Below are 26,833 nucleotides of genomic sequence, written 5' to 3'. Positions count from 1 at the left end.
TTATCAAGGTCGATTGCGCGCGACCGAATGCGCCCTATCATAGGTTGCGCGCTGCCAATCCGGCGGCCGCCCCGCACGCCATGCGGGCCACGACAGGAGGAAGCATGGACACGCATGCGACCGGGGATCCGGGAGGCGGCGGCGCCTTCGGTCCCCACAACACGGTGACGGTGGTCGATCCGTCGCCGGTGAACTGGCTCTCCATCACCTGGAACACGATGGAGGAGGCCAACCGGGTCGATCACGACGGGATCGGCCAGCCGAGCCTCGCCGAATCCTGGCGCTGGCTCGACGGGGAGACCCTCGAACTCACGATGCGCGAGGCCGTCTACCAGGATGGCGAGCGCTTCGATGCCGGCATGTTCAAGCTCGGCTTCGACAAGGTGCAGGAATGGACCAACCCGCATCCGCCGGGGGCCTTCCTGAACTTCGCCCGCGACGTGACCTGCGAGGCGGTGGACGACCGCACGATCCGCATGCGCTTCCCCGGCGGCGATTCCGCCGCTTTGATGAAGCTGCGGGGCATGCACCTGCCCTCGACGCGGTTCTGGAACGAGTGGGGCTTCATCGACCCGAAGACGGGATCGGCCGAAGGCCATTGGTGAGTGATCGACGCGCCCGGTCCGTGGGGGACTGGCCCGTTCGTGCTCACCGAGGGTGTCTCGCTGATCGATTCCCGCTCCGACCGTGTCGTGATGGAGCCCAACCCGACCTACTGGAACCCGGCCCGCAGGCCGAGCGTCCGCATCGTCTACGACAACGTCATCGGCAAGGCGGAGGGTATCAAGTCGGTGGCGGCCGGTGACGGCCGGGTCGACGTGGTGTTCGACCTGACACCGGACGAGGCGAAGGCCTTCCCGGCGAGCGACAAGGGGAAGATCCAGACCAAGAAGGCCAAGACGATCCTGACGGGCGTCTTCAACGAGAACCGGCCGGATTCGCCCTGGCGCGACCCGGCGGTACGCCGGGCGCTCAACCTCGCCATCGACCGGCAGGCGGTGCTCGACCAGGGGGCGCACGGCTACGGCACGGTGATCCCGGCCTTCATCCAGCCCGGCCGCTACGGCGCGGATCCCGGCCTGAAACCGTTCCCGCACGATCCCCAGGCCGCGAAGGCGGTGCTGGAGAAGGCGGGGCTCGGGGGCCGGGCGCTCGTGTTCGTCGCGTCCCCCGCCTGGACGGGCGTGGTCGAGGCGATCGGCCGGAACCTCGCGGAGATCGGCCTCTCGGCCCGGTTCGTCAGCGATCGGGGCGACCTGCCGGAGGATTTCGACATCAAGCTCGAATGGTATTTCGACTGGACGCCGCAATATCCGGTCGCCTGCGTCCACCGGGAGTTCTTCGGCAAGGACGCGACCCTGCGCCAGGGCCCGGAGGATCCCGCCTTCGACGCCCTCTACGACAAGCTCCTGCACACCGCAGAGCCGGAGGCGCAGGAGGGCGTGGTGCGGGAGGTGGAGCGCTATCTGCAGGACGAGGCCAAGGCCCTGTTCCTGTACTCGCCCTTCACCCTCTTCGCGGTGTCGGACAGGGTGGCGTTCACGCCCTACGACACCTGCATGTCGGAACTGGCCGAGACCCGGATCAAGGGCTGACACGAGGCGGCGCGGAGTGGATCCGCGCCGCCCCTCCCATCCACGACGCGAAGTCTAAAAAAGAATGATCGTCGCGACGGCGGGGCATATCGACCACGGCAAAACGGCGCTGGTGAAGGCGCTGACCGGAATCGATGCCGACCGGCTGCCGGAGGAGAAGGCCCGGGGCATCACCCTCGATCTCGGCTTCGCCTATGCCCGGCGGGGCGCCCTCTCCCTCGGCTTCGTGGACGTGCCCGGCCACGAGCGGCTGGTGCGCACCATGGTGGCGGGGGCGACGGGGGTCGATTGCGCCCTCCTCGTGGTGGCCGCCGACGACGGCGTGATGCCCCAGACCCGCGAGCACGCCGCCATCCTCGACCTGCTGGGCCTCTCGCGCGGGATCGTCGCCCTCACCAAGGCCGACCGGGCCGGGCCGGAGCGGATCGCCGCCGTCACCGAGGACGTGCGCGCCCTCCTCGCCGGCACCGGCCTCGCCGGGGCGCCGATCCTGCCCTGCTCCGCCCTCACCGGCGCCGGCATCCCGGAGGTGCTGGCCCGGCTCGAGGAGACCGGCGACGGGGCGGCCCCGCGCCGGGCCGAATCCGAGCGGGGCTTCCGCCTCGCCATCGACCGCTGCTTCACCCTGCCGGGCGCAGGCCTCGTGGTGACGGGGGCCGTCCATGCCGGCACGGTGCGAGTCGGCGACCGGGTGCTGGTGTCGGCAAAGGGCATCGAGGCGCGGGTCCGCGGCATCCATGCCCAGGGCGAGGTCGCGGCGGAGAGCCGGGCCGGCGAGCGCTGCGCCCTCAACCTCACCGGCCCGCGCCTGTCGCGCGACGACATCCACCGGGGCGAATGGGTGCTCGCCCCCGCCCTCTCCGGCACGGCGACGCGCCTCGACGTGCGGATCCGCCTGCTGCCGGGGGAGGCCCGGCCCCTGCGCCACCGGGCGGCGGTGCAGGTCCATTGCGGCGCGGCCGGCGTGACTGGCCGGGTGCTCCTCGCCCCCGAGGCGCCCGCGATCCCGCCGGGGGGCGAGGCCTTCGCGCGGATCGCCCTCGACGCGCCCTTGCATGCCCTCAACGGCGACCGCCTCGTCCTGCGCGACGCCGCCGCCTCACGAACGATCGGCGGCGGCCGGGTGATCGACGCCGACGGGCCGCGCCGGGGGGCGTGGCTTCCCGCCCGCCGGGCCGTCCTCGCCGCCCTGGCCGAGCCCGAGGACGGAGCCGCCCTCGCCGCGCTGCTCGACGCGGAGCCGGCGGGGCTCGATGTCGGGCGCTTCGCCCGCCTGCGCAACCTCCCGCCGCCGGCCCTCGACCGGCTGCTCTCGGAGCACGCCGCGCAAGTCGTGGAGACGGAGGCGGGGCGCCTCGCCTTCCCCGCCGCGCGGGTGGCGGACCTGGAGGCGCGGCTCGTCGCCCTGTTCGAGGCGCGCCACGCCGCCGAGCCGGACAATCCCGGCCTCTCGGCGGACGAGGTCGCAACCGACCTGTCCCCCGCCGACCGGCCCCTCGCCCGCCTCGTCCTCGACGGGCTCACCCGCGCCGGGGCGCTCGCCCGGCGGGGCGCCCTGCACCACCGGCCCGGCCACGAGGCGCGCCTCGCCCCCGCCGACGCGGCGCTCTACGCCGAGATCCGCGCGGTGGTGGAGGCGGCCGGGCGCGACCAGCCGCGCCTGCATCTGCTGGCCGAACGCCTTGGACGGGAGCCGGAGGCCGTGCGCCCCCTCCTCGACAAGGTGGGGCGCATCGGCTGGCTGCGGCGGGTCTCGAAGGCCTATTACCTCCCGCCGCCGCTGCTCGCCGACCTCGCCCGGATCGCCGAGGCGGTGGCGGGTGAGCATCCCGAGGGGTTGCTCACCGTGGGGCGGTTTCGCGAGGCGGCCGGAATCGGCCGCAACATGACGATGCCGGTGCTCGAACATTTCGACGCCATCGGCTTCACCGCGCGGATCGCGGACGGGCGGCGCCTACGGACGGGCTGGCGCGACCTGTTCGGCGCGGATGCGCCCTGACGCGCACTGGATACCGCCGGCCGGCAGGCGTATCTCACGGGGTATCCTTGTGAACGGAAAGGTTTGGGACTCATGTCCGGCACCACCCGTACGAGCGCCGACCTCGACCCCCGCCGCCGCCGCACCCTGTTCCGGGCGTGGCACCGGGGCATCCGCGAGATGGACCTGATCATGGGCCGCTTCGCCGACGCGGAGATCGGCGACCTGTCCGAGAGCGAACTCGACCAGTTCGAGGCGCTGATCGAGGTGCCCGACCGCGACCTGTTCAAGTGGCTGACCGGCGAGGCCGAGACGCCCTCGAACTACGACACGGCGGTATGGCGGCGCCTGCGCGACTTCCACCGCCACGACGCGCCGATCCACTCGTAAGGGAACCCGCGATGAGCGACGAGACCACCGTGCCGCAGGCCCCCTACGACCACCCGGCCCGCTCCATCGCCACCGAGCTGGTGGTGGGCGTGATGCTGGAGATGCTGGAGCGCACCGACCCGAACCTCCGCGCCGAGATCCTGCGCCAAGCCGGCTCCCGCGCCGCCGCGATGACGGAGGGCATGCCCAACGCGGAGTTCTTCCGCGGCCGGGTGGAGACGGCGTTGCGGGAGATCGTCGGGCGGAAGGAGGCCTAAGCGGCCCGCCGGCGCATCCGGAACCCTGGATCGGCGCGGCGCGATGGGCTAACGCCCGCCTGACCCGTGGACGCCGCCCCGGCGGACGAACATCCCGCGAACGAGCCCCGATGGCCAAGCCTCAACCGAAGCCGCAGCCGGCTGCCCCCAAAATTCAGGCCGCGCGCTTCGCCCTGCCGAAATCCTCCGCCCTGGCCAAGGCCATGGACGCGCTCAAGCGCGGCGACAGCCCGACACTGGCGGGCGTGCCGGAGGGGTTCGATGCCGTCGTCGCCGCCGACCTCGCCCGCGCCCTCGCGCCGGAGGCCAAGGGGCCGGCGGTGCTGGTCCACGTGGCGCGTGATTCGGGGCGCTCGGCCGCGTTCCAGGCGGCGCTCGGCTTCGCCGCCCCCGAACTCGACATCATGTCCCTGCCGGCCTGGGACTGCCAGCCCTACGACCGGACCTCGCCGACGACAGGCGTCGCCGCTCAAAGGGTGACGGCGCTGGCGCGGCTCGCGCGGACGCGCTCCTCCGAGGAGCGCCCGCGCATCCTCTGCACCACGATCAACGCCCTGGTGCAGCGGGTGCCGCCCCAGGCCCACATCGCCCGCGAGACCTTCTCGGCGGCCATCGGCAACGTCGTGAAGATGGACGACATCGTCGCCTGGGTGGAGGCGAACGGCTTCCTGCGCACCGGCACCGTGCGCGATACCGGCGAATACGCGGTGCGCGGCGGCATCCTCGACCTGTCGCCGCCGGGCCTGCCCGCCCCGATCCGCCTCGACTTCTTCGGCGACACCCTCGAATCGATCCGCGCCTTCGATCCCGAGACCCAGCGCACCACCGGGCAGCTCCGCTCCCTCGACCTCGTGCCGATGAGCGAGGTGCAGCTCACCACCGAGACGATCCGGCGCTTCCGGCAGAACTACATCCAGAGCTTCGGCGCGGCGACCCGCGACGACCGGCTCTACGAGACCGTGAGCGAGGGCCGCCGCTATGCCGGCCTCGAACACTGGATGCCGCTGTTCTATTCCGGCCTCGACACCCTGTTCGACTACCTCGCCGGGGTGCCGCTCCTCCTCGATCCGCAGGTGGAGGAGGCGGCGGCCGAGCGCATCGCCCTGGTGCAGGATTACTTCCAGGCCCGCGAGACCGCGCTCAAGAACCCGCAGGCGGGCGTGGCGCCCTACAAGCCGCTGCCGCCGCGCGCCCTCTACCTGATGCAGAACGAGCTGAAGGAGCGTCTCGCCACCGCCACGGTCGCGCGGATGACGCCCTTCGACCAGCCGGATTCTCCCGAGCGCGCCGTCATCGATTGCGGCGCCAAAGTCGGACGAAACTTCGCCCCCGAGCGGGCGGACGAGCATGCCGCCGTCTTCGATGCGGCGGTCGCCCATATCCGCGATCTCCAGGGATCCGGTCATCACGTGATCCTGGGATCCTGGTCCGACGGCTCCCGCGACCGGCTCTGCGGCGTGCTCGCCGACCACGGCCTGAAGAAGCCCGTGGCGATCACCCGGCTCGCGGACGTCTACGCCCTCAAGCGCGGCACCGACACGGCGGTGGCGGTGTGGGGGCTGGAAGCCGGCTTCACCGTCGGCGAACTCGCCGTGGTGTCCGAGGGCGACATCCTCGGCGACCGGCTGGTGCGCCAGAAGCGCAAGGCCAAGCGGCCGCAGGACGTGATCCTGGAAGTCCAGGCCCTGCAACCCGGGGACCTCGTGGTCCATGCCGATCACGGCATCGGCCGGTTCATCGGCCTCAAGACGATCCACGCGGCGGGCGCCCCGCACGATTGCCTCGAACTGCAATATACCGGCGGCCAGCTGTTGCTGCCGGTGGAGAACATCGAGCTCCTGACCCGCTACGGCTCAGAGGACTCGGAAGTCGCCCTGGACCGGCTGGGCGGCGGCGCGTGGCAGGCGCGCAAGGCCAAGATGAAGCGCCGCATCCTCGAGATGGCGGGCGAACTCATCAAGGTCGCAGCGCAGCGCTTCGTGAAGAAGGCTCCGACTCTCAAGGCGCCGGAGGGCCTCTACGAGGAATTCGCCGCCCGGTTCCCCTTCGAGGAGACCGAGGATCAGGCCAACGCCATCGACGCGGTGCTCGACGACCTCAACGCCGGCCGCCCGATGGACCGGCTGGTCTGCGGCGATGTCGGTTTCGGCAAGACCGAGGTGGCCCTGCGCGGCGCCTTCGCGGCTGCCATCGCCGGCAAGCAGGTGGCGGTGATCGTGCCGACGACGCTGCTGGCCCGCCAGCATTACCGGACCTTCGCCGAGCGGTTCAAAGGCCTGCCGGTGCAGGTGGCGCAGCTCTCGCGCTTCGTCTCGGCCGCCGACATGAAGCAGACCCGCGCCGGGCTCGCGGCGGGCACGGTCGACATCGTGGTGGGCACGCACGCGCTGCTCGCGAAGAACATCGCCTTCAAGGATCTCGGCCTGCTGATCGTGGACGAGGAGCAGCATTTCGGCGTCTCCCACAAGGAGCGGCTGAAGGCCCTCCAGGCCGATGTCCACGTGCTGACCCTCTCGGCGACGCCGATCCCGCGCACCCTGCAACTCGCCATGACCGGCGTGCGGGAACTGTCGATCATCGCGACCCCGCCGGTGGACCGGCTGGTGGTGCGCACCTTCATCACGCCGTTCGATCCGCTCTCGATCCGCGAGGCGCTGCTGCGCGAGCGCTATCGCGGCGGGCAATCGTTCTACGTCGTCCCCCGGATCGAGGATCTGGCGGAAGTGAAAAAGTTCCTCGACGCGGAGATGCCGGAGATCAAGGTCGCGGTGGCCCACGGCCAGATGGCGGCGGGGCAGCTCGAAGACGTCATGACCGCCTTCTACGAGGGCAAGTTCGACGTGCTGCTCTCGACGACGATCGTGGAATCGGGCCTCGACATCCCCACCGCCAACACGCTCATCGTCCACCGCGCGGACATGTTCGGCCTTGCCCAGCTTTACCAGCTGCGCGGGCGCGTCGGGCGCTCGAAGGCGCGGGCCTACGCCCTGTTCACGACGCCCGCCGGGCGGCAATTGACCCCGCAGGCCGAGCAGCGGCTGAAGGTGCTCTCCAGCCTCGACACCCTGGGCGCGGGCTTCCAACTGGCGAGCCACGATCTCGACATCCGCGGCGCCGGCAACCTGCTCGGCGACGCGCAGTCCGGCCACATCAAGGAAGTCGGCTACGAGCTCTATCAGCAGATGCTGGAGGACGCGGTCACGGCCCTCAAGGCCGGCATCGAGGACGTGCCGGAGGAGGCGTGGTCCCCGACCATCGCGCTCGGCGCCCCGGTCACGATCCCGGAGGATTACGTCGAGGACCTGTCGGTGCGCCTCGGCCTCTACCGCCGGCTCGCCACCATGCAGGACGATGCCGAGATGGAGGCCTTCGGCGCCGAGATGATCGACCGGTTCGGGCCGCTGCCGCCGGAGGTGGAGCAGCTGCTCAAGATCGGCACGATCAAGATCCTGTGCCTCAAGGCCAACGTGGAGAAGGTCGAGGCGGGGCCGAAGGGCGTGGTCGTCCACTTCCGCGACCGGTCCTACGCGAACCCGACCGGTCTCGTGGCCTTCGTCGCGGAACAGGCCTCCTTCGCGAAGGTGCGGCCGGACATGAGCGTGGTGTTCGTCCGCGAGTTGCCGTCGATCCCGTCGCGGCTGAAGATCGCCACCGACGTGCTGCGCAACCTCGTGAAGATCGCCGAGCGGGGGAAGAAGGCGGCGTAGGGGGCTTCGCGCCGACCTGCCTGCTCATCCCCTCTCCCCGCAGGCGGGGAGAGGGCCGCGACGACCCCGGACCTCGGGCCTGCCCGAGATCCGACTTGTGTTGCCCAAGTCGGGCAGGCCCGACTTGGGATGTCGGCGCGGCGAGGCGGCAGCCGGGGGTGAGGGGGCGAGCCGAACGAGACTCCTCCGGCAACCCCCCTCACCGCCGCTGCGGCTTCGCCTCCGCTCCCCGTTTGCACGACGAGGTGCAAACGGGCCTCTCCCCGCACGACGGGGAGAGGGGGAGGACCCGCCCCCTTCTTTTCTCCCCCGGCGCACCGAACCTTCCCCGATCCGCGAGGTTCAACCCTTGAGACCGGCGGATACTCCCCCTGAGTACCGTCCGGGTCCGCTGCGCATTCGCAGGGAGGAACCTCCATGTTCTACTTCGACAAGCGCCTTCAGTATCCCGTGAAGGTCGAGAACCCCGATCCGATCTACGCGCGCATGCTCCAGCAGGCGATCGGCGGCATCGAGGGTGAGATCCGGGTCTGCATGCAGTACTTCTTCCAGGGCTGGGGTGCCCGGGGGCCGTCGACCAAGTACCGCGACATGCTCCTCAACACCGCCACCGAGGAGATGGGCCATATCGAGATGCTGGCGACCGCCGTCGCCCTGAACCTCGAGAACGCCCCGACCGCCCTGCAGGAAGAGGGCGCGGCGGACGGCGTCGTCGGCGCCGTCATGGGCGGGGGCAACGCCCGCCACACCATCGAAGGCATGCTGCACCGGCACGTCCTCTCGACGGGCATGGCCGCCTTCCCCGCCAATTGCGAGGGCGTGCCCTTCGACATGAGCCACATCTACGCCAGCGGAAACCTCGCGGCGGACATGTACTGCAACGTCGCCGCTGAGAGCACCGGCCGCGTCCTGGCGGTGCGGCTCTACAACGCCGCCCACGATGCCGGCATGAAGGACATGCTGCATTACATGATCGCCCGGGACACCATGCACCAGCAGCAATGGCTCGCGGTGATCGAGGAACTCGGCGGCCATCAGGGCGCCCTGCCGATCCCGAACTCCTTCCCGCAGGAGAAGGAGGACAGCGAGAACGCCTACAATTTCTACGTCAGTTCCGTCGACGGCACGACGCCGGAGGGGCGCTGGACGCAGGGCCCGTCGCTGGACGGCAAGGGCACCTACACCGTGTTCAAGAACAAGCCCCTGGGCGAGGAGCCCGTCCTCGGCCCGGCCCGGCCCGACAGCGGCGCCCAGACCGAGCAGATGTAAGCCCCACCCCGCCGCCCGGTGCGTGCCGGGCGGCGGCTCCGCGTCTTGTTCCAACCTATGATACGGAGGTTCGAACTTTCCGAACGGGGCGGGGATGTCGCGCGAGACCGTAGACGAGACTGTAAACGAGACCGGGGACGACATCCGGGGCGATGTGGTCGGCGACCGGATCCTGCTGAAGCGAGGCGAGGCGGCCAAGCGTCCCCTCATCCAGCGGTTGAACCGGGTCGAGGGCCAGGTCCGGGGCCTGCGCAAGATGATCGAGGAGGACCGCTATTGCCTCGATGAAGTGCAGCAGATCAACGCCATGACGGCGGCGCTGCGCGAGGTCGCCATGGCGATCATCGCCCAGCATGTCACGGCGGGCGTGCGAATCGCGGCCGGCGCCGAGACGGACGAGGACGTGGCGCTCGCCGACGTCACCCGCGTCCTGCGGGCGGCGATGCGGCTCGACACCTGAGCGTCACCGTTGCAACCGGCCGCCGAGTCTGGCTCTGTCCGCCCGGCGGAGACCGATGCGATGGCGGATACGATGCGGGCCGGGACGGCGCCGGCGGACAAGCCGGGCCTGTTCGCGCCGCTCTTCACCGATATCCGCGTGGCGGCGGTGCTCGGCCTCGGCTTCGCGCAGGGGATGCCGTTCCTCCTCGTCTACGCGACGCAATCGGCGTGGCTCAGCGAGGCGAAGGTGCCCCTGGCGACCATCGGCCTGATGAGCGAACTGACCATCGCCTACAAGTTCAAGTTCCTCTGGGCCCCCTTCCTCGACCGCTACGACCCGCCCCTCCTCGGGCGCCTCCTCGGACGGCGGCGGGGCTGGATCGTCGCCGCGCAGATCGCCGTGGCGGCGGCGCTCGCGGGCGTCGCCTTCGGGGACCCTGCGCACTGGCTCGCCTGGACGGTGGCCTTCTCCCTGGCGCTGGGCGTCGCGGGGGCGACGCAGGACATCGTGGTCGATGGCTGGCGCATCGCCGTGGCGCCTTTGGAGCGGCAGGCGCTGATGTCGTCCTGGGCCGAGATCGGCTTCCGCTGCGGCAACCTCGCGGCGGGCGCCGGGGCGCTCTACCTCGCCGATGCCTATGGCTGGCGCGCCGCCTATCTCTGCATGGCCGCGCTGATGGCGCCCGGCACCATCGCCGCGCTCCTCGCGCCCGAACCGTCCACGGAGGGACAGCCCACCCGCGCCGGCCTCGTGGAGACGATCTGGGCGCCGATCCGTGATCTCCTGGCCCGGCTCGGGCCGCTCGCCGTGCCGGTCCTGCTGCTGGTGGCCGGGTTCCGGATGCCCGGCTACGTCTCGAACGCCATGGCGATCCCGCTGTTCAAGCAGCTCGGCTACTCGAACACCGACATCGCCACCGTGACGAAGCTGTTCGGCTTCTGGATCGCGCTGGCCGGCACCTTCCTCGCCAGCGCGATCATCCAGCGGGTCGGCATGATGGCGAGCCTGCTGATCGGGACGGTCGCGGCCTCGGCCTCGCATCTCGCGCTGGCCTATCTCGCGTGGCACGGCGGCCATGGCGGCGCGGCTTTCTGGACCTTCGCGATGAGCGTCGGCATCGACGGGTTCGCCTACGCCTTCGCCTCCATCGTGCTCATCACCTACATGTCGCGCCTGTCGGATTCGCAGCACGCGGCGAGCCAATACGCCCTGCTCACCTCGCTCTGCGCCCTGCCCGGCAGCGTGCTCGCCGGCTTCTCGGGCTTCGTCATCGAGGAGACCGGCTTCCCGCTGTTCTTCGCGGGCACCTCGCTCATCGGCCTGCCTGTCGCCGCGCTCTGCGTGTACGTGGCACGCCAACACGGGCCGATGGAGGCCTGAGCGGATTTCGATCCGGCCTTAGCCGGAGATTAACCCTGATCCCCGCTTAATCGCCACGGTTGAGTTTTCCCGAAGGGTGTTCCGGCCAGCCCGGCCGACGCGCGCGGATTCGTTCCGCGGCGACGGACGGCGGCTGCCCGACGGGGCGAGCAGGGCCCAGTCACGTCATGTCCAGCATCGCGTATGCCCGCCGCCCGCGTCATCGGCGCTCGAAGCTGCCGGCGCTCGCCTGCCTCGCCGCCGTCGCGGCGGCGGGCTGGACGGTCCTGAACCGCTCGGAGGGCGAGACCCGCATCACCGTTCCGGCGCAGGAGGAAGCCCAGGCCCAGGCGCCCACGCCCGCCCCGGCGCTGAGGCTCCGGTCGGACCTCGCCTGGGTCTTCGCCCCGGCGCCGATCCTCGGGGCAGAGGCCGCCGCCGGCTTCGTCCGCGACCTGCCGGTCCTGGCCCTGAACACGAGTGCCCCGGCGAGCCTGCGCCCGTCCCTCGTCGCCGAGGCCGCGCCCGCCCGCGTCCCGACTCCTGCCGCCGTAACGCCGATCCGCCGGGTCGCCTCGGCCGATCCGACCCTGGTGCCCCTGCCCGTCCGCCGACCCGCCGACCTGCCCGGCCCGGTGCAGGCTCAAGCGCAGGTTGCTGTTCCCACCGCCGCCCAGGCCCCGGTGCGGATCGCCGCGCGGCGCGCCCTGCCCCGCACCCGCGACGTGTTCCGGGCGGCCATCGCCGAGGAGCCCTCGTTCCTCGAACGCCTGTTTGGCGGGAATTCCGGCTCCTCCGGCCAGGGCGCGACCCAGGCGCTCGCCTACGCCAACCCCGATGCGGTCGCCACGCCGCGCGGGCGCCTCGTCCCCAGCCCCTCGGTCGGCACCTCGGAGGGCACGGCGGTCTACGACATCAGCGCCAGCACAGTGACGCTGCCGAGCGGCGAGGTGCTGGAAGCCCATTCCGGCTACGGCAACCTGATGGACGACCCGCGCTACGTGCATGTGCGGATGCGCGGCGCCACCCCGCCCGGCACCTACGAGATGCGGGAGCGCGAGACCCCGTTCCACGGCGTCCGGGCGATCCGCCTGACCCCCTTGGGCGGCAGCGGCGCGATCCACGGCCGCGACGGCATCCTCGCCCACACCTACATGCTGCGCGCGCAGCCCGGCGCCTCCAACGGCTGCGTCGTGTTCCGCGATTACGACCGCTTCCTGCGCGCCTACCTGCGCGGCGAGGTCCGCCGCCTCATCGTCGTGGCCGGCAATCGCTCGCCGCGAATCGATCTCGCCGATCGCGGGCGTTAAGCATCGCGGCCACCGGATGCTTAATTTTCCTGGACGATGATTTATAAAAATTCATTATGTGCTGTGGATCCGGTTGATTTCTGTGTTCGTGCCGCGGCGTGAGTGGAAAAGGTCTGGCCAATTCTGCCGACACGTTGCAGGAATGTTTCCGACGAATGCCGGAACTGGCCGTGAAGAAGATCCTCCTCGCCACCGCCCTCATCTCCATCTCCATCGCCGCCGCCGGGGCCTTTGCCGAGGCGCGGATCGACGAGGGTGGCCGCCCCCGGACGAGCACGGCCATCCGCCCGCAGGCGGCCCTGTTCCAGCCGTCGCCGATTCCGGCAAAATGGGTCGTGGCCGGCAATCCGGTGGCCGAGGCGGCGGAGGTCTCGCGCACCGAGGATAACGGCGCGCAGGTCTTCCTGTGGCGCGTCAGCGCCGGCACCTTCAACTGGACGCACATGTCCGACGAGATCGTCACGATCCTCCAGGGCGAGGTCTTCGTGACCGACGCGGACGGGACCCGCCACCACCTGACCGTGGGCGACGTGGCGCATTTCCCGCAGGGCGCGGTGCAGACCTGGGAGGTGCCGAAGGAATTGCTGAAATCGGCGATCCTCAAGCATCGCAGCCCCTCGACGGTCGAGGCGCCCATGCGCTGGCTGCGGCAGGTCCGCGCGCTGATCCCCGGCTGAGGCCGCCGCCCTCTCCTGCGACGTGACCATTCGTAACGGCCGCGAGCCTCCGCGAGGAGATTCGTGGCCGTTTCCGCGCATGCGGGGGCTCTTGCCGTTGCTTTCGGGAGGTCGCTGGCTATAGTCCGCGCGCTTTTCGCCGGGCCTCTCCCCTGCTCAGACGACCCCAGACGCGGGGGCGGGCCGGCCTTCCAGTACGCAGGAGATGCACGTTGATCACCCCCGCCTTCGCGCAAGGGGCCGGCGCGACCGCCGCCGGTGGAGCGGAGATCGCCTTCCAGGTGATCCCCTTCGTCTTGATCTTCGTGATCATGTACTTCCTGATCCTCCGGCCGCAGCAGAAGCGGGTCAAGGATCATCAGGCGCTGATCCGCGCCGTCCGCCGGGACGACACCGTCGTCACCAATGGCGGCCTCGTCGGGCGCGTGGTGAAGGCGCAGGACGACCAGCCCGAGATCGAGGTCGAGATCGCCCCGAACGTCCGCGTGCGGGTCGTGCGCTCAATGATCTCCGAGGTCCGCGCCAAGGGCGGCCCCGCCAAGGCTGCGTGAGGATGACTGCGTGAGGATGGCTGCCTGACGCAGCCGATCCGTTCGGGCATCACATGAGGAGGCCGGCGCAAGACGCCGGCCATTCAAGAGAAACGATCCGCCGATGTTGCGCTTCTCCCGTGCGAAGATCGCCGCGACCCTCGCGATCATCCTGCTGGGGCTGGCGCTCGCCATACCGAGCTTCTTCTCGCCGGAGCAGCGGAAGGGCTTCCTTGCGAGCTTGCCGCCGTGGTTCCCGCACTGGATCGTCCCGACCCGGGCCATCGTGCTCGGCCTCGACCTTCAGGGCGGCTCGCAGCTGCTGCTGGAGGTCGACCAGAACGACCTGATCGCGGCGCAGGCCAAGTCCCTGCGCGACGACGTGCGCCGCATCCTGCAACAGGAGAGCGTCCGCGCCGACGGCGGCATCCAGCTCCTCCAGCGCGGCGTGCAGGTGAAGGTCGCCGACGACGCGGCGCGGGCCAAGGTGCTGCCGAAACTGCGCGAATTGTCCGCGCCCATCGCCACTTCCATCGGCCAGACCGGGGCCCGCACCCTCGACGTGACCGAGCAGCCGGGCGGCCTCGTGCGCCTGACGATGACCGATGCCGGCATCGTCGACCGCACCCGCCGGGCGGTGAGCCAGGGGATCGAGGTCATCCGCCGCCGCCTCGACTCGACGGGCACCCTCGAACCCTCGATCCAGCAGCAGGGCGCCGACCGCATCCTGATCCAGGTGCCGGGCGAGCAGAATCCCGAGCGGCTGGAGAAGCTCCTCGGCTCCACCGCCAAGCTCGAATTCCGCATGCTCGCCGACAGCCCTTCGGGCGACGTCGACATGCTGCCCTCCAAGGACGGCAAGGGCGCCAAGGTGCCGGTGGAGCGCCGGGTGATGGCCGACGGCAGCGAGCTGACCGACGCGCAGCCCGCCTTCGACCAGCAGAGCCACGAGCCGATGGTGAGCTTCAAGTTCAACCTGCGCGGCGCCCAGCGCTTCGGGCAGGCGACGAGCGAGAACATCGGCCGCCCGATGGCCATCGTCCTCGACAACGAGGTGGTCTCGGCCCCCGTCATCCGCTCCGCGATCACCGGCGGCTCGGGCCAGATCACCGGCAATTTCACCGTGCAGCAGGCCAACGACCTCGCCGTCCTGCTCCGGGCCGGCGCGCTGCCCGCCAAGTTCACCGTGGTGGAGCGCCGCGTCGTCGGGCCGGGGCTGGGCCGCGACTCGATCGAGGCGGGCAAGCTCGCGACGCTGGTCGCCGCCGGCCTCGTCGTCTGCTTCATGTTCGCGACCTACGGGACCTTCGGCTTCATCGCCAACATCGCCCTGATGGTCCACGTCGGGCTGATCCTCGGCCTGATGTCGGTGCTGGAGGCCACGATGACCCTGCCGGGCATCGCGGGCATCGTGCTCACCATCGGCACGGCGGTCGATTCGAACGTGCTGATCTACGAGCGCATGCGCGAGGAATCCCGCGCCGGCCGCTCGCTGATCTCGGCGCTCCAGGCCGGCTTCGACCGCGCCTTCGCGACGATCATCGATTCGAACTCGACCATGGCCATCGCGGCTCTGATCCTGTTCTTCATGGGCTCCGGGCCGGTGAAGGGCTTCGCCGTGGTGTTCATCCTCGGCATCCTCACCACCGTCATCACCGCCGTGACCCTCACGCGGATGATGATCGCCGTGTGGTACAAGTCCTTCAGGCCGAAGGCCCTGCCGTTCTGATCAAAAGAGACCCTGTCGAAGAGGTACGCGACCCACCTTCCGTTCGAACCCGGATCGAAGCGCAGACCCCGTCATCCCGGGGCTGCGCAGCAGAACCCGGGATCCAGACACGCCGACGGTGCCGGATCCGGCATGGTCGAGGGTCTGGCTTCCGGGCTCGCCCTCCGGGCGCCCCGGAATGACGGCGATCGGTCGAAAGGCCCGTCGCGCACCCAGGAACCGAGACTGACCATGCGCCTGCTTCGCCTCTGGCCCGACCAATCGCATTTCGACTTCATGCGATTCCGGCGCTTCACCTTCCCGCTCTCGGCGCTGCTCTCGCTGGCGACCGTGGTGCTGTTCCTGACCGTCGGGCTGAACTTCGGCATCGACTTCAAGGGCGGCACCCTGGTCGAGCTGCAGGCGAAATCGGGCAAGGCGGATGTCGCCGGCATCCGCCACACCGCCTCGGCCTTCGGCTACGGCGAGCCCGAGGTGCAGGAACTGGGCAACCAGGGCACCGTGCTGGTGCGCCTGCCGCTGCAGAGCGGCGAGCAGGGCCAGACGGCGGTGATGAACAAGGCGCACGCCGCCTTCGACCAGGATTACGATTTCCGCCGCACCGAGACCGTCGGCCCCCGCGTCTCGGGCGAGCTCGTCCAGTCGGGCACCATCGGCGTCGTGCTCTCGGTCATCGCGGTGCTGCTCTACCTGTGGTTCCGGTTCGAGCGGGAACTGGCGCTGGGCGCCATCGTCGGCACCCTGCACGACATCGTGCTGACGGTCGGCGTGTTCATCATCACCCGGATCGAGTTCAACATGACCTCGATCGCCGCGATCCTCACCATCGTCGGCTACTCCCTGAACGAGACCGTGGTGGTGTTCGACCGGACCCGCGAGCTGATGCGGCGCTACAAGACCATCCCCACCGTCGAACTGCTCAACCTGTCGATCAACTCGACCATGTCGCGCACGGTGATGACCTCGATCTCCTCGGCCCTGTCGCTGCTGGCGCTGGTGCTGTTCGGCGGCGAGGCGATCAACGGCTTCGCCGTGGTGATGCTCTGCGGCGTTCTGATCTGCACCTACTCGGCGATCTTCGTCTCGACTCCGGTGTTGATCTATCTCGGGCTGATGCTCTCGGGCGCGCGTGCGGCCGCCGAGCGGTCCGGCCTCCCGCAACCGGCGGAGTAGTCTTTTCCTCATATGGCCGAGCAGGAGATCCCGAAGAACTTCGACTCCGGCTTCGTGCCGGGGCGGCACATCATCGACACCTACGGCAATGGCGGTTTCCGCTTCGCCGGGATGTCGCATCGCGGCTCGATCCTGCTCCTGCCCTCCGGCGTGCGGGCCTGGCCCGTCGAGGCGCCCCGCGCAATCGACCGGACTTCGCTCCGTCCGGTCCAGGCCGAGGCGGGAGACATCGAGTTGCTGCTCATCGGCACGGGGCTCGACATCGCGGCCATCGACCCCGCCCTGCGCGGCTGGCTGAAGGACGCGGGCGTCGGCCTCGACGTGATGCAGACGGGGGCCGCGGCGCGGACCTACAACATCCTGGTGGCCGAGAACCGCAAGGTCGCCGCCGCGCTGATCGCGGTCGCCTGATGGCGGAGGCGGCGCGGGATCAGGCAGCGGCGGCCGAGACCGGACTTCCCTTCGCGCAGAGCCATTGCGAGGCGCTGGTGCGCGAGGGCGACCCCGACCGCTACCTCGCCACACTCTTCGCGCCCGCCGCCGCCCGGCCGCATCTCTTCGCCCTCTACGCCTTCAGCCTCACCGTCGCGCGGGTGCGCGAGGCCGCCTCGAACCCGATGGCGGGGGAGATCCGCCTGCAATGGTGGCGCGACGCCCTGCAGGGCGAGGCGCGCGGCGACGTGAAGGCCAACCCCGTCGCGGCGGCATTGGAGGAGGCGATCAAGGCCAACCGCCTGAGCCGCCAGCCCTTCGTCGACCTGATCGACGCCCGCGTCTTCGACCTCTACGAGGATCCGATGCCCCGGGTGAACGATCTGGAGGGCTATTGCGGCGAGACCGCTTCGGCCCTGTTCCGCATCGCGAGCCTGATCATCGGCGGCGGCGCCGAGCCCGGCGGCGCGGCGGCGGCCGGGCATGCCGGCGTCGCCTACGGCATCACCGGCCTGCTACGCGCCCTGCCCTGGCATTCCCGCGCCGGGCAGGTCTACCTCCCCGCCGACATCCTCGGCCGCCACGGCGTGACCCGCGAGGACATCGTGACCGGACGCGGCGGCCCCGGCCTGCGCGGCGCCTGCGCCGATCTGCGCGACCTCGCCCGCCGCCACCTCGCCGCCTACGAGGCCGGCCGCCCGACCATCGCCCCCGCCGCCCGCACGGCGTTCCTGCCGGTGGCGCTGGTGGAGCCCTACCTCGCGGTGATGGACCGGACCTCCTACGACCCGCTCAACACGGCCGTGGACCTCCCGCGCTGGCGCCGGGTGTGGCGCCTGTGGCGGGCCTCGCGGGCGATTCGGTAAGGGGCAGCAGGGCGTTGCCCTGCACCCGCCAAAGGGCGCGGCCCTTTGCGAACCCTGGACTTTCAGAGCACCCGCGCCAGCCCCGGCACCAGGGCGGCGAGGCGGATCGGCGGGCCGGTCTCTCGCGTGCCGTCCGCCGCGACGGAGGCGAGGCGGCAGAGACCGTCCACGGTCAGGCCGGTCACGAGGCGTCCGCCCGGTTCCAGGGCCGCGAGCCAGTGCTCCGGCACCGCCTCGACGCAGCCGTTCACGAGGATGCGGTCGAACCCGCCATCCGGCAGGGCGGGCGCCAGGGCGTCGGCCTGGACGACATGGACCTCGGGCAGGCCGGCGAGGCGCGCGGCGGCGTCCTCCGCGAGGGTGCGGTAGCGCTCCAGGCTCAGCACCGCGCCCGCGCCCAGGCGGTCGAGGAGGGCCGTGACGTAGCCGGAGCCCGCGCCGATCTCCATCACCCGCTGGCCCGGTTCGAGCTTGAGCCGCGTCAGCATCGCCGCCACCGACGAGGGGGCCGTCATGGTGGCGCCGCAGGGCAGCGGCAGGGCGATGTCCCACCGCGCCTGCTCCCGGTGCGCCGCCGGGGCGAAGGTCCCGCGCGGCACCCGCTCCATCGCCCGCAGCACGGCGATGTCCCGGAGGCCCTTCTCGCGCAGCGCGAGGACGAAGGCGGCGTCGCCGATGGAGCCCGCCTCGTCCCGCGCGGTGGTCATTCCGCGAAGGCCTGGGCGAAGCGGGTGAGCGTCGGCTCGTCGGTGAGGTCGAGGCGCAGCGGCGTCACCGAGATGCGCTTCTCCGCGATGGCCTTCAGGTCCGAGCCGTGGCCCGGCTCGAACCGCGCTTTGGCGAAGGCGAGCCAGAAATACGGGTTGCCGCGCCCGTCGACGCGGGCGTCGATGGAGAGCAGCGCCTGATTGCGGAAGCCCTGCGCGGCCACGGCGATGCCCTGCACCTCGTCCGGCTCGCAATCGGGGAAGTTCACGTTGACGAGGATGCCGGGCTCGATCCCCGTATCGAGGATCTTGCGCACCACCTTCGCCCCGTGGCTCCTGGCGCAATCCCATTTCAGGGCCTGCCGCCCGCCCGCGCCGTAGGCCTGGCTTAGGGCGATGGAGCGCACGCCGAGGATGGTGCCCTCCATCGCCGCCGCGATGGTGCCGGAATAGGTCACGTCCTCGGCGACGTTCTGGCCGCGGTTCACGCCCGAGAGCACGAGGTCCGGCCCCTTCTCCGCCAGGATGTGGCGGATGCCGAGGATCACGCAATCGGAGGGCGTGCCCTTCACCGCGAAGCGCTTCTCCCCCGCCTGCCGCAGGCGGAGCGGGTCGTTCAGCGAGAGCGAGTGCGAGACGCCGGATTGGTCGCTCTCCGGCGCCACCACCCAGACGTCGTCCGAAAGCTCGCGGGCGATCTCCTCCAGGGTGGCGAGCCCCGGGGCGTGGATGCCGTCGTCGTTGGTGACGAGGATGCGCATCAGCGGGGTCCTTCGATCCGGTGGAGGCCGCCCATATAGGGCGCGAGCACGGACGGGACCGTGACGCTCCCGTCGGGGTTCTGGTAGTTTTCGAGGACGGCGATGAGCGCGCGGCCGACCGCCACGCCCGAGCCGTTGAGGGTGTGCACGAAGGCGGGCTTGCCGTCCTTGCCCCGGTAGCGGGCGTTCATCCGCCGCGCCTGGAAATCGCCGCAGACCGAGCAGGACGAGATCTCCCGGTAGGTCCGCTGTCCCGGCACCCACACCTCGATGTCGTAGGTCTTCTGCGACGCGAAGCCCATGTCGCCGGTGCAGAGGGTCATCACCCGGTACGGCAGGTCGAGCTTCTTCAGCACCGCCTCGGCGGAGGTGAGCATCCGCTCGTGCTCGTCGGCGGAGTTTTCGGGGGTCGTGATCGAGACCAGCTCGACCTTGTTGAACTGGTGCTGGCGCAGCATCCCGCGCGTGTCCCGCCCCGCCGCCCCGGCCTCGGCCCGGAAACACGGGGTGAGCGCGGTGAAGCGGAGCGGCAACTCCTCCTCGCGCAGGATCGACTCGCGGACGAGGTTCGTCAGCGGCACTTCCGCCGTGGGGACGAGCCAGCGGCGGGGCTGCTCGCCCGAAGCGGCCCCGCGCAGGGCCTCGCCATCGAGCACCGCGAACTGGTCGTCCTCGAACTTCGGCAGTTGCGCCGTGCCGAACATCGCCTCGTCGCGGACCATGATCGGCGGGGCGACCTCGGTGTAGCCGTGCTCCTGCGTGTGCAGGTCGAGCATGAACTGGCCGAGCGCCCGCTCCAGCCGGGCGAGCTGGCCCTTGAGCACCACGAAGCGCGAGCCGGAGAGCTTGGCGGCGGTCTCGAAATCCATGAGGCCCATGGCCTCGCCGAGTTCGAAATGCTCCTTGCCCTCACCGAGCCGTTCCCGGATTGAGGCGTGGCTGCGGTAGAGGACGTTGCCGTGCTCGTCGGCGCCCTCCGGCACGTCCGCCTTGGGGCGGTTGGGAATCGCGGCGAGGCGCGCGTCCAGCGCCTTGGCGGTCTCGCCCTGCGCGGCCTCCAGGCCCGGCCCGGCCTCCTTGAGGGCGGCGACCTCTTCCATGAGGGCGGCGGCGCGGGCTTCGTCCTTGGCCTTCTTGGCGGCGCCGATCTCCTTGGCCAGCGCGTTGCGCCGTTCCTGGTTCGCCTGGGCGGCCGAGACGGCGCCCTTGCGCGCCTCGTCGAGGGCGATCAGCTCGGCCGAGAGCGGGGCGAGGCCCCGGCGGGCGAGGTCGCGGTCGAAGGCGTCCGGGTTCTCCCGGATGGCGCGGATGTCGTGCATCGGATCGGCTCGGGTCGGGCCACGGGGTCGTGGCGCGGGCTGGCCCCGCTTTGCCGCATCGCGCCGGGCGGGACAAGCGGGCGTGCCTTTCGCGGCTCGCCGCCTTATGGAGGCGGGACCTCCGCACGATCCCGACCGACACCATGACAAGCCTCATCCCCCTCGACGCCCTGATGCCCCTGTTGGAGCGCATCGCCACCGCCCTGGAGCGCGCGGCGCCCCCCGCCCCGCCCCCGTTCGACCCGCATGCGGCCGATGCCTTTCTCTGGGGGCCGGAGCGGCGGCTGGTGCCGGTGCCGCAGGTGGCGCATGTCGACATGGCGCTGCTCACCGGCATCGACCGGGCGCGGGAGATCCTGGTCGAGAACACCGAGCGCTTCGCCCGCGGCCTGCCGGCCAACAACGCCCTGCTCTGGGGCGCGCGCGGCATGGGCAAGTCCTCCCTGGTGAAGGCGGCGCACGCCGACATCAACGCCCGCCGCCCGGCCGGCGCGCGGCCGATGAAGCTCGTGGAGATCCACCGCGAGGACATCGAGGCCCTTCCGGACCTGATGGCCCTGCTCCGGCCGGACCCGCACCGCTGGCTGGTCTATTGCGACGACCTGTCGTTCGATGCCGACGACACGTCCTACAAGTCCCTGAAGACGGCGCTCGACGGCGGCATCGAGGGCCGCCCCGCCAACGTGCTGTTCTACGCCACTTCGAACCGCCGCCATCTGCTGGCGCGGGACATGATGGAGAACGAGCGCTCCACGGCGATCAACCCCGGCGAGGCGGTGGAGGAGAAGGTCTCCCTCTCCGACCGGTTCGGCCTCTGGCTCGGCTTCCACAAGTGCAGCCAGGACGAGTACCTCGCGATGATCGACGCCTATGTCGCCCGCTACGGCCTGGAGGTCGCCCCCGAGCGCCTGCGCGCCGAGGCGCTGGAATGGGCCACCACCCGGGGCCACCGCTCCGGCCGGACGGCGTTCCAGTACATCCAGGATCTGGCGGGGCGCCTCGGCCGGACGCTGGACTGACGGGGCCTCGACCTCTCAATAATCCAGCGACGCCGAGAGCCAGAGCGTGCGCGGCGCACCGAGGATCAGGGCGCCGTTCGGGTTGGCGATCCAGTGGCGGCTGGCGGTGGCGTTCGTCACCGTCGCCCGGAGCGTGACCGGCTTGTCCTGCACCCGCGTCGTGTAGCGCAGTCCGAGATCCACACTCGTCCAGTCGGGGATCTTCGAGAAGGCCAGCTTCGTGAAGGACGTGCCGGCATAGGACGAGCCCGTGTACACAACCGTGGCGAGGGCGGTGAGGCCGGGCAGGAACGGCGTGTCCCACTCGAAGCCGGCCGTGGCCTGGACGCGCGGCGCCCCGGTGGCCGGGTTACCGTCGTAGAGGCCGCCCCGCGTCCGCTCCCAGCGGGCGTCGAGGAGCGTCGCCCCCGCGATGACCCGCAGTTCCGGCGCCAGCTCGCCGAAGATTGTCGCCTCGAAGCCCCGGTTCCGCTGGACGCCGCCCACGCCGTAGACGTTGCCTATCGGATCGACGTTGCCCGCCGGGTTCGAGATCTGGAAGGCTGCCAGCGTCACACCGAAGGTCTTGAAGTCGAGCTTCGTGCCGACCTCGTATTGCCGTGATCGGGCCGGAGCGAAGGTCTGCCCGGCATTCGCCGCCGAGCCCGGCGCCCGCAGGGCGGTGAGGCCCTGGACGGTGTTGGCGTAGAGCGAGAGGGCTTCCGTCGGCCGCAGGACGAGGCCGAGGGCGGGGGTCGTCGCGGACCGGTCGTAGGCGCTGTTCACGAGGCCGGTGACTGGCGTGTAGTTTCCCGTATCGATCTCCTGCCGCCGCAGCCCGACCAGCACTTCCACCAGCCCATCGGCGAAGGTCATCGTGTCGGAGACGCCGTAGCTCGTCATCCGGTTGTAGCTGGACCGTCCGCGCGGGTAGGTGCCCGCGCGCAGGGGCAGCCCCGGCGAGGCGAGGCGGACCGGCGCGTAGAGGTTCGAGAGGTAGTTCGCATAGGTGGTTTGGCCGAGGGTCAGGTCCTGGTCGAGGCGCGTGGCCGTGAAGGCCATCTCGTGCCGGATCCCGCCCGTGGCGAAGCGCCCCCGCACCCCTGCCTCGCCCGAGAGCGTCGCGGTCGCGCCGGTCTGGAACACGGAGTTCACCCGCGTGGTGCCGCGCGTATCGAGGAGGGTGAAGGCGGGGTTCTCCTGCTTGTCGTAGGCGAAGCGGTTGGCGCCCAGCGCGCCGAACACGGTGATGTCCGGGGTGAGGTCGTACTCGGCGCGGGCGAGGCCCGTGAGGCTGTCGGCGCGGGAGAAATCGAAGGCCTGGGACATGTTCCGGCGCGGATCGGGCGCGCGGGGGATGCGCAGGCCCGGCACCGGGTTCCCGCCCCGGGTCTGGATGTCGTAGGCGTCGTGCTGGTAAATCACGTCGGCGAAGAGGCGCAGCCGGTCGCCGTCGTAATCGAGGCCGAGGGACCCGACGCCGTTGCGCTGGCCGGTCCGGTCGATGGGCGTGTCGCCGCCGAACCCGCCGCCGTTGATGCGCACGCCCACCTGGTTCCCGTCGCCGTAGCGCCGGGCCACGTCGACCTGCGCTCCGCCGGCGCCGGGCGAGGCGTAATCGACCGTCACCCGGTTCAAGGGCGTCTCCCCCGCCCGCTTGGTGACGACGTTCACCGTGCCCGCGACGCTGCCGTAGATCGACGCGCCGAACAGGAAGGCCGCCGGGCCCTTCAGCACCTCGATCCGCTCGAGGGGCGCCGGGTTGATCCGGTAATCCGGCACGAGGCCGTAGAGGCCGTTCAGCGCGAACTCACGGTTGTCCACCCGGAAGCCGCGAATCGTCAGCGCGTCGTAGCGGTTGCCGCTGCCGATGGCGGTCCGCACCGAGGGGTCCGTCCGTGTCAGGAACTCGCCGACGCTCACCGCCTGCGTGTCGCGGATCGCCTTGTCGGTGTAGCTCGTGGCGCTGAACGGCGTCTCCATCGTGTCCCGGTTGCCGAGGAGGCCGAGCCGGCTGCCCCGCGCGACCTGCCCGCCCGCGAAGGCCGGCGGAAGGCCCCCCGCCTCCCCCTTCCCGGCGCCCCGCGCCTCCACCGACAGCGCGTCGAGGGTGATGGCGCTCTCGCCCGGCTCCCGCTGCGGCGCGGCCTGGGCGGGGACGACAGTGACGAGCGGCGCCGTCATGAGCAAAGCAACGACAGATTTTCGGTTTATTGTTTGCGCAAGTTGACGATGATTGATCCCAATGTGATGTATTGATTTTTGGTAATTCGAATATTTTTCGGTATTCATCAGCTCAACCTGCGACGTAATGTCCCTATCGAGTCGCCGGGTAGCATGAGAGAAACGATTCAGAAACCACAATGTTTCAGAATTGATATACGAATATTTCTAAACACGGGATTGGTCGCGGTAAATCATCCGGCATCTAGCGCGTTTTCGGGACAACCCGGATCATGCTGCGTCTCCCGTCTTTGCGAGCGAAGCGAAGCAATCCAGGGATCCGCCACATCCGTTCAGGTCCCGCTGCCCTAGATTGCTTCGCTGTCGCTCGCAAAGACGGTGAAGCAGGTGATCCAGATCAAACCGAAACCGCTTTAGGCGATTCGTCTGGTTCGATTCTTCCGCCGTCATCGCGCGTGAAGCGTGGCCTGGAGATCGCCCCCGAGCGCCTGCGCGCCGAGTCGCCGGAGTGGGCTACCGCCCATAGCCACCGCTCCTGCCGAACGGCTTCCAGTGAATCCAGGTTCTGGCAGGACGCTTCGGCCGGAAGCAGAACGGTGCCCGTACCTGCTAATTTTCCTAGATTTATTTACCTCGTGTTGCCCGATGCGCGGAGACAACTGTAAATTTTGCGATGTGTCATCTAAACCTTTGATTGTGATGACAATGCGCGGCCCGTGCGCCTGTCAACGCAATCCACTGTGAGCACATCAAAAGTGACGTATCGAGCCTTGACTGGGATGGAATGCCTGCCATACGCTGGCGTTCAGTCCGGTTATAGGAACTCGTTCTATATCCCGGACGCGCGGATAGGTGTCCACGCTTTGGGGGATGGGATGTCGAGGTTGGGTTATTCGTCGGTGGTTCCCGGTGGCTCGCCGAGAGGCCATCTCGATGACGGTTCCGAGCTCGATTGGCCGAGCTCCTGGCCCTTCCCAATGGCAGCAGGGGATGCGCGGCCCGCCGATGTCTCGTTCGGCTCTTACGGGGGCACGCAGATATTGTCTGCGAGCCTCTTTGGCCCGAGCTGGCGGCGGCCCACGGCGCCAAACAATCCGAACGAGCAATGGAACATCACCAAGCTGTTCGGCGCCGCCGCGACCGCCAAGGCGATGCTCGCCAAGTATAACGGTGCTGGCGTTCATGTCGGCGTCTACGACGACGGGATCGACAAGTCGGTCTCGGCTCTGATGACCCATTACGACGCCTCGCGCGAATTGGTCATCAATTACAGAAAGGCGGATCCGGGTATTCTCACCGGCGCCGGCCAGGGTGTTCACGGCACGGCGACGAGCGGCATTATCGCGGCCGACCCCATGAAGACCGGCGGTCAGGTCACCGGCATCGCCTATGGCGCCTCCCTGACGGACGTCAACATCTTCTCCGGCATTGCGGGCGCCAACCTGTCGGAGGCAATCCGGCAGATGTCAAAGTTCGACGTCACGAGCAATTCGTGGGGCTGGACCGACAAATGGTTCGACTTGGGCTACCAAGCGTTCATCGACAACTTCGACTATGCTGCTTCGGTTGGCAGGGGCAAGCTCGGAACGGTGATCGTCAAGGCGGCGGGCAACGATTGGTATACCGATCACCGTGACGCGGCGACTCAGGAACTCAACGTCGATCGGCATATCGTCACCGTGGGTGCGATCGATAGCAACAACACCGTATCTTTTTATTCACAGCGTGGTGCATCGCTCCTCACCGCAGCGCCCAGCAACGGCGCGGATCTGGGCATCACCACCACCGACAAGTCCGGTGCGGCCGGCTATGCCCCCGGAAACGTCACGAATACGTTCGGCGGCACCTCGGCCGCCACGCCCGAGGTCGCCGCGGTGGTCGCGGACATGCTGGGCGCGAATGGCCGGCTCGGCGCGCGGGACGTGCAGATCATCCTCGCCCTCGCCTCGCACGACAACGAGTCGAGCCAGTTCACCACCGCGGCCACCGGTAACATGGCCTATGGCTGGACTGTGAACCACGCCGCCGGCGGGTTCAACGGCGGCGGCTACCACTTCTCGAACGACGAGGGGTTCGGAGAGCTGAACGCCCACGATGCCATCCGCGAGGCGGCGGTATGGAGCTACATGAACCCGACCGCGCAGACCTTCAACAACGAGGTTCACCTCTCCGCGACGGTTCGCGGCGCGGCCGTTCCGGCGACGTATGCCGGTACGAGCTTCGCGTTCAAGATCAGCGGCTCCGAGACGGTGGAGAATGCCGATCTGACGCTCAACATCAAGTCGGCCAACCTCGATGATCTGGCCGTGCTGCTCACCTCGCCCAATGGAACGACGTCGATCATCCTCGATGCTTCGGCGACGAGCTCAAGCGAAACCGGCAACAACGTATCGGATGGCGCCACCCTTACCCTCGGATCCCACGCCTTCCTCGGTGAGGCCGCTCAGGGGACCTGGACGGCGCGGGTGATCGATCCCATCAGCGGCGATGCCGTCGTGGTGAAGTCCGCCACGCTGGACCTCTACGGCTCGACGCCGAGCCGATCTCACCAGTTCCACTACACGGACGAGGCGTCCAAGATGGACGCCTTCGATTCCAGCCGCATCACCCTGCACGATCCCTCCGGCGTCGGTTCCTGGATCGACACCGCCATGATGACCGGTACCGAGGCGATCGACCTGCGAACCGGCAAGACTTCGACCGAGAACGGCGTCGCGTTCCTGACGATCGGGAGGGACGCGGCAATCAACAAGCTCACCCTCGGCGACGGCTCTTGCTCCGTCGTCTGCAACGACAACGGCGACACAGTGGTGGGCGGCAACGGCACGTCAACGGTGTTGGGCGGTCGTGGCAGCGACACCTTCATCGCCGGGTCCGGCAGCGAGACGGTGGCCAGCGGTAGCGGGGCGGACATGTTCGTCTTCGATCACGTGGGGTTCGGATCGATGATGATCACGGACTTCACCCGGGGCGTCGATCACCTCGTTCTGCGGGGCATGGGCGCGGACTTCAACCATCTCCAGATCGCGGATAGCGGCTCGACGATCACGATCTCCAACATTGATGCGATGGGTGACACGATTCAGCTGACCAATACCCAGCATCAGCACCTGAGCGCGTCCGACTTCCTGTTCGCGTAAGCGCGCCGGC

The 26,833-nt window shown here is 69.7% G+C and carries 20 protein-coding genes and 1 pseudogene; 17 read left to right on the top strand and 4 right to left on the bottom strand.

Annotated elements, in window-relative coordinates:
* Positions 1–80 precede the first annotated feature (80 nt).
* The 15 genes and pseudogenes from ACS5Q7_RS02325 to ACS5Q7_RS02255 all read left to right on the top strand — a co-directional run bounded on the left by ACS5Q7_RS02325 (position 81) and on the right by ACS5Q7_RS02255 (position 17,714).
* A pseudogene (locus tag ACS5Q7_RS02325) lies at positions 81–1,595 on the top strand (ABC transporter substrate-binding protein).
* A gap of 64 nt (positions 1,596–1,659) precedes the next feature.
* A complete protein-coding gene (gene selB, locus ACS5Q7_RS02320) occupies positions 1,660–3,594 on the top strand; it encodes a selenocysteine-specific translation elongation factor (protein ID WP_478337800.1) in 1,935 nt (644 codons plus the stop codon).
* Positions 3,595–3,666: 72 nt separating this feature from the next.
* Entirely contained in the window at positions 3,667–3,963 is a 297-nt protein-coding gene (locus ACS5Q7_RS02315; protein ID WP_478337799.1) for an FAD assembly factor SdhE, read from the top strand.
* An 11-nt stretch (positions 3,964–3,974) separates the two neighbouring features.
* Positions 3,975–4,220 carry a hypothetical protein gene (locus ACS5Q7_RS02310; protein WP_478337798.1) on the top strand — a complete coding sequence of 82 codons (246 nt, stop codon included), beginning with the start codon at positions 3,975–3,977 and terminating at the stop codon, positions 4,218–4,220.
* Between the two features lie 110 nt (positions 4,221–4,330).
* Positions 4,331–7,927, top strand: a complete 3,597-nt coding sequence (gene mfd / locus ACS5Q7_RS02305; protein WP_478337797.1) for a transcription-repair coupling factor — start codon at positions 4,331–4,333, stop codon at positions 7,925–7,927.
* A 417-nt stretch (positions 7,928–8,344) separates the two neighbouring features.
* On the top strand, positions 8,345–9,196 hold the full coding sequence (locus ACS5Q7_RS02300; RefSeq protein WP_478337796.1) for a manganese catalase family protein: 852 nt from the start codon (positions 8,345–8,347) through the stop codon (positions 9,194–9,196).
* 94 nt (positions 9,197–9,290) lie between these two features.
* On the top strand, positions 9,291–9,656 hold the full coding sequence (locus ACS5Q7_RS02295) for a metal-sensitive transcriptional regulator (RefSeq protein ID WP_478337795.1): 366 nt from the start codon (positions 9,291–9,293) through the stop codon (positions 9,654–9,656).
* A gap of 60 nt (positions 9,657–9,716) precedes the next feature.
* The gene (locus ACS5Q7_RS02290; RefSeq protein ID WP_478337794.1) at positions 9,717–11,018 is read left to right on the top strand and encodes an AmpG family muropeptide MFS transporter; all 1,302 of its coding nucleotides are present in this window, start codon (positions 9,717–9,719) and stop codon (positions 11,016–11,018) included.
* 167 nt (positions 11,019–11,185) lie between these two features.
* Positions 11,186–12,307, top strand: a complete 1,122-nt coding sequence (locus ACS5Q7_RS02285) for a DUF2778 domain-containing protein (protein WP_478337793.1) — start codon at positions 11,186–11,188, stop codon at positions 12,305–12,307.
* 170 nt (positions 12,308–12,477) lie between these two features.
* On the top strand, positions 12,478–12,984 hold the full coding sequence (locus tag ACS5Q7_RS02280) for a cupin domain-containing protein (protein ID WP_478337792.1): 507 nt from the start codon (positions 12,478–12,480) through the stop codon (positions 12,982–12,984).
* A gap of 212 nt (positions 12,985–13,196) precedes the next feature.
* Positions 13,197–13,535 (top strand): preprotein translocase subunit YajC, encoded by a 339-nt coding sequence (gene yajC / locus ACS5Q7_RS02275; protein ID WP_478337791.1) that lies wholly within the window; start codon positions 13,197–13,199, stop codon positions 13,533–13,535.
* A 103-nt stretch (positions 13,536–13,638) separates the two neighbouring features.
* On the top strand, positions 13,639–15,243 hold the full coding sequence (secD, locus tag ACS5Q7_RS02270) for a protein translocase subunit SecD (RefSeq protein ID WP_478337790.1): 1,605 nt from the start codon (positions 13,639–13,641) through the stop codon (positions 15,241–15,243).
* Between the two features lie 231 nt (positions 15,244–15,474).
* Positions 15,475–16,416, top strand: a complete 942-nt coding sequence (secF, locus tag ACS5Q7_RS02265) for a protein translocase subunit SecF (protein ID WP_478337789.1) — start codon at positions 15,475–15,477, stop codon at positions 16,414–16,416.
* Positions 16,417–16,428: 12 nt separating this feature from the next.
* Positions 16,429–16,827, top strand: coding sequence for an Mth938-like domain-containing protein (locus ACS5Q7_RS02260; RefSeq protein ID WP_478337788.1), 399 nt, complete (start codon positions 16,429–16,431; stop codon positions 16,825–16,827).
* Positions 16,827–17,714 carry a phytoene/squalene synthase family protein gene (locus tag ACS5Q7_RS02255; RefSeq protein ID WP_478337787.1) on the top strand — a complete coding sequence of 296 codons (888 nt, stop codon included), beginning with the start codon at positions 16,827–16,829 and terminating at the stop codon, positions 17,712–17,714. Before ACS5Q7_RS02260 ends, ACS5Q7_RS02255 begins: the two co-directional genes overlap by 1 nt.
* A 62-nt stretch (positions 17,715–17,776) precedes the next feature.
* Here ACS5Q7_RS02255 and ACS5Q7_RS02250 read toward each other — a convergent pair whose 3' ends face one another.
* Genes ACS5Q7_RS02250 through serS form a run of 3 tightly spaced genes read right to left on the bottom strand, consistent with a single transcriptional unit; the run spans position 17,777 to position 20,501 of the window.
* On the bottom strand, positions 17,777–18,421 hold the full coding sequence (locus tag ACS5Q7_RS02250) for a protein-L-isoaspartate O-methyltransferase family protein (protein ID WP_478337786.1): 645 nt from the start codon (positions 18,419–18,421) through the stop codon (positions 17,777–17,779).
* Entirely contained in the window at positions 18,418–19,182 is a 765-nt protein-coding gene (gene surE, locus ACS5Q7_RS02245) for a 5'/3'-nucleotidase SurE (RefSeq protein WP_478337785.1), read from the bottom strand. Before surE ends, ACS5Q7_RS02250 begins: the two co-directional genes overlap by 4 nt.
* Entirely contained in the window at positions 19,182–20,501 is a 1,320-nt protein-coding gene (gene serS, locus ACS5Q7_RS02240) for a serine--tRNA ligase (RefSeq protein ID WP_478337784.1), read from the bottom strand. Before serS ends, surE begins: the two co-directional genes overlap by 1 nt.
* 143 nt (positions 20,502–20,644) lie before the next feature.
* On the opposite strand from serS, the gene ACS5Q7_RS02235 reads away from it, so the two are divergent.
* Entirely contained in the window at positions 20,645–21,520 is an 876-nt protein-coding gene (locus ACS5Q7_RS02235) for an ATP-binding protein (RefSeq protein ID WP_478337783.1), read from the top strand.
* A gap of 15 nt (positions 21,521–21,535) precedes the next feature.
* On the opposite strand, the gene ACS5Q7_RS02230 is transcribed toward ACS5Q7_RS02235, so the two are convergent.
* Complete coding sequence (locus ACS5Q7_RS02230) at positions 21,536–23,683, bottom strand: TonB-dependent receptor (RefSeq protein WP_478337782.1); 2,148 nt, start codon at positions 23,681–23,683, stop codon at positions 21,536–21,538.
* An 884-nt stretch (positions 23,684–24,567) separates the two neighbouring features.
* Between ACS5Q7_RS02230 and ACS5Q7_RS02225 the strand changes: the two genes are divergently transcribed.
* Complete coding sequence (locus ACS5Q7_RS02225; RefSeq protein WP_478337781.1) at positions 24,568–26,823, top strand: S8 family serine peptidase; 2,256 nt, start codon at positions 24,568–24,570, stop codon at positions 26,821–26,823.
* The last annotated feature ends 10 nt before the right edge of the window (positions 26,824–26,833 follow it).

It is taken from the genome of Methylobacterium sp. Gmos3 (assembly GCF_056430985.1).
Note: the sequence above shows the minus strand (reverse complement) of the source record. Positions and strands in the feature narration are given on the sequence as shown.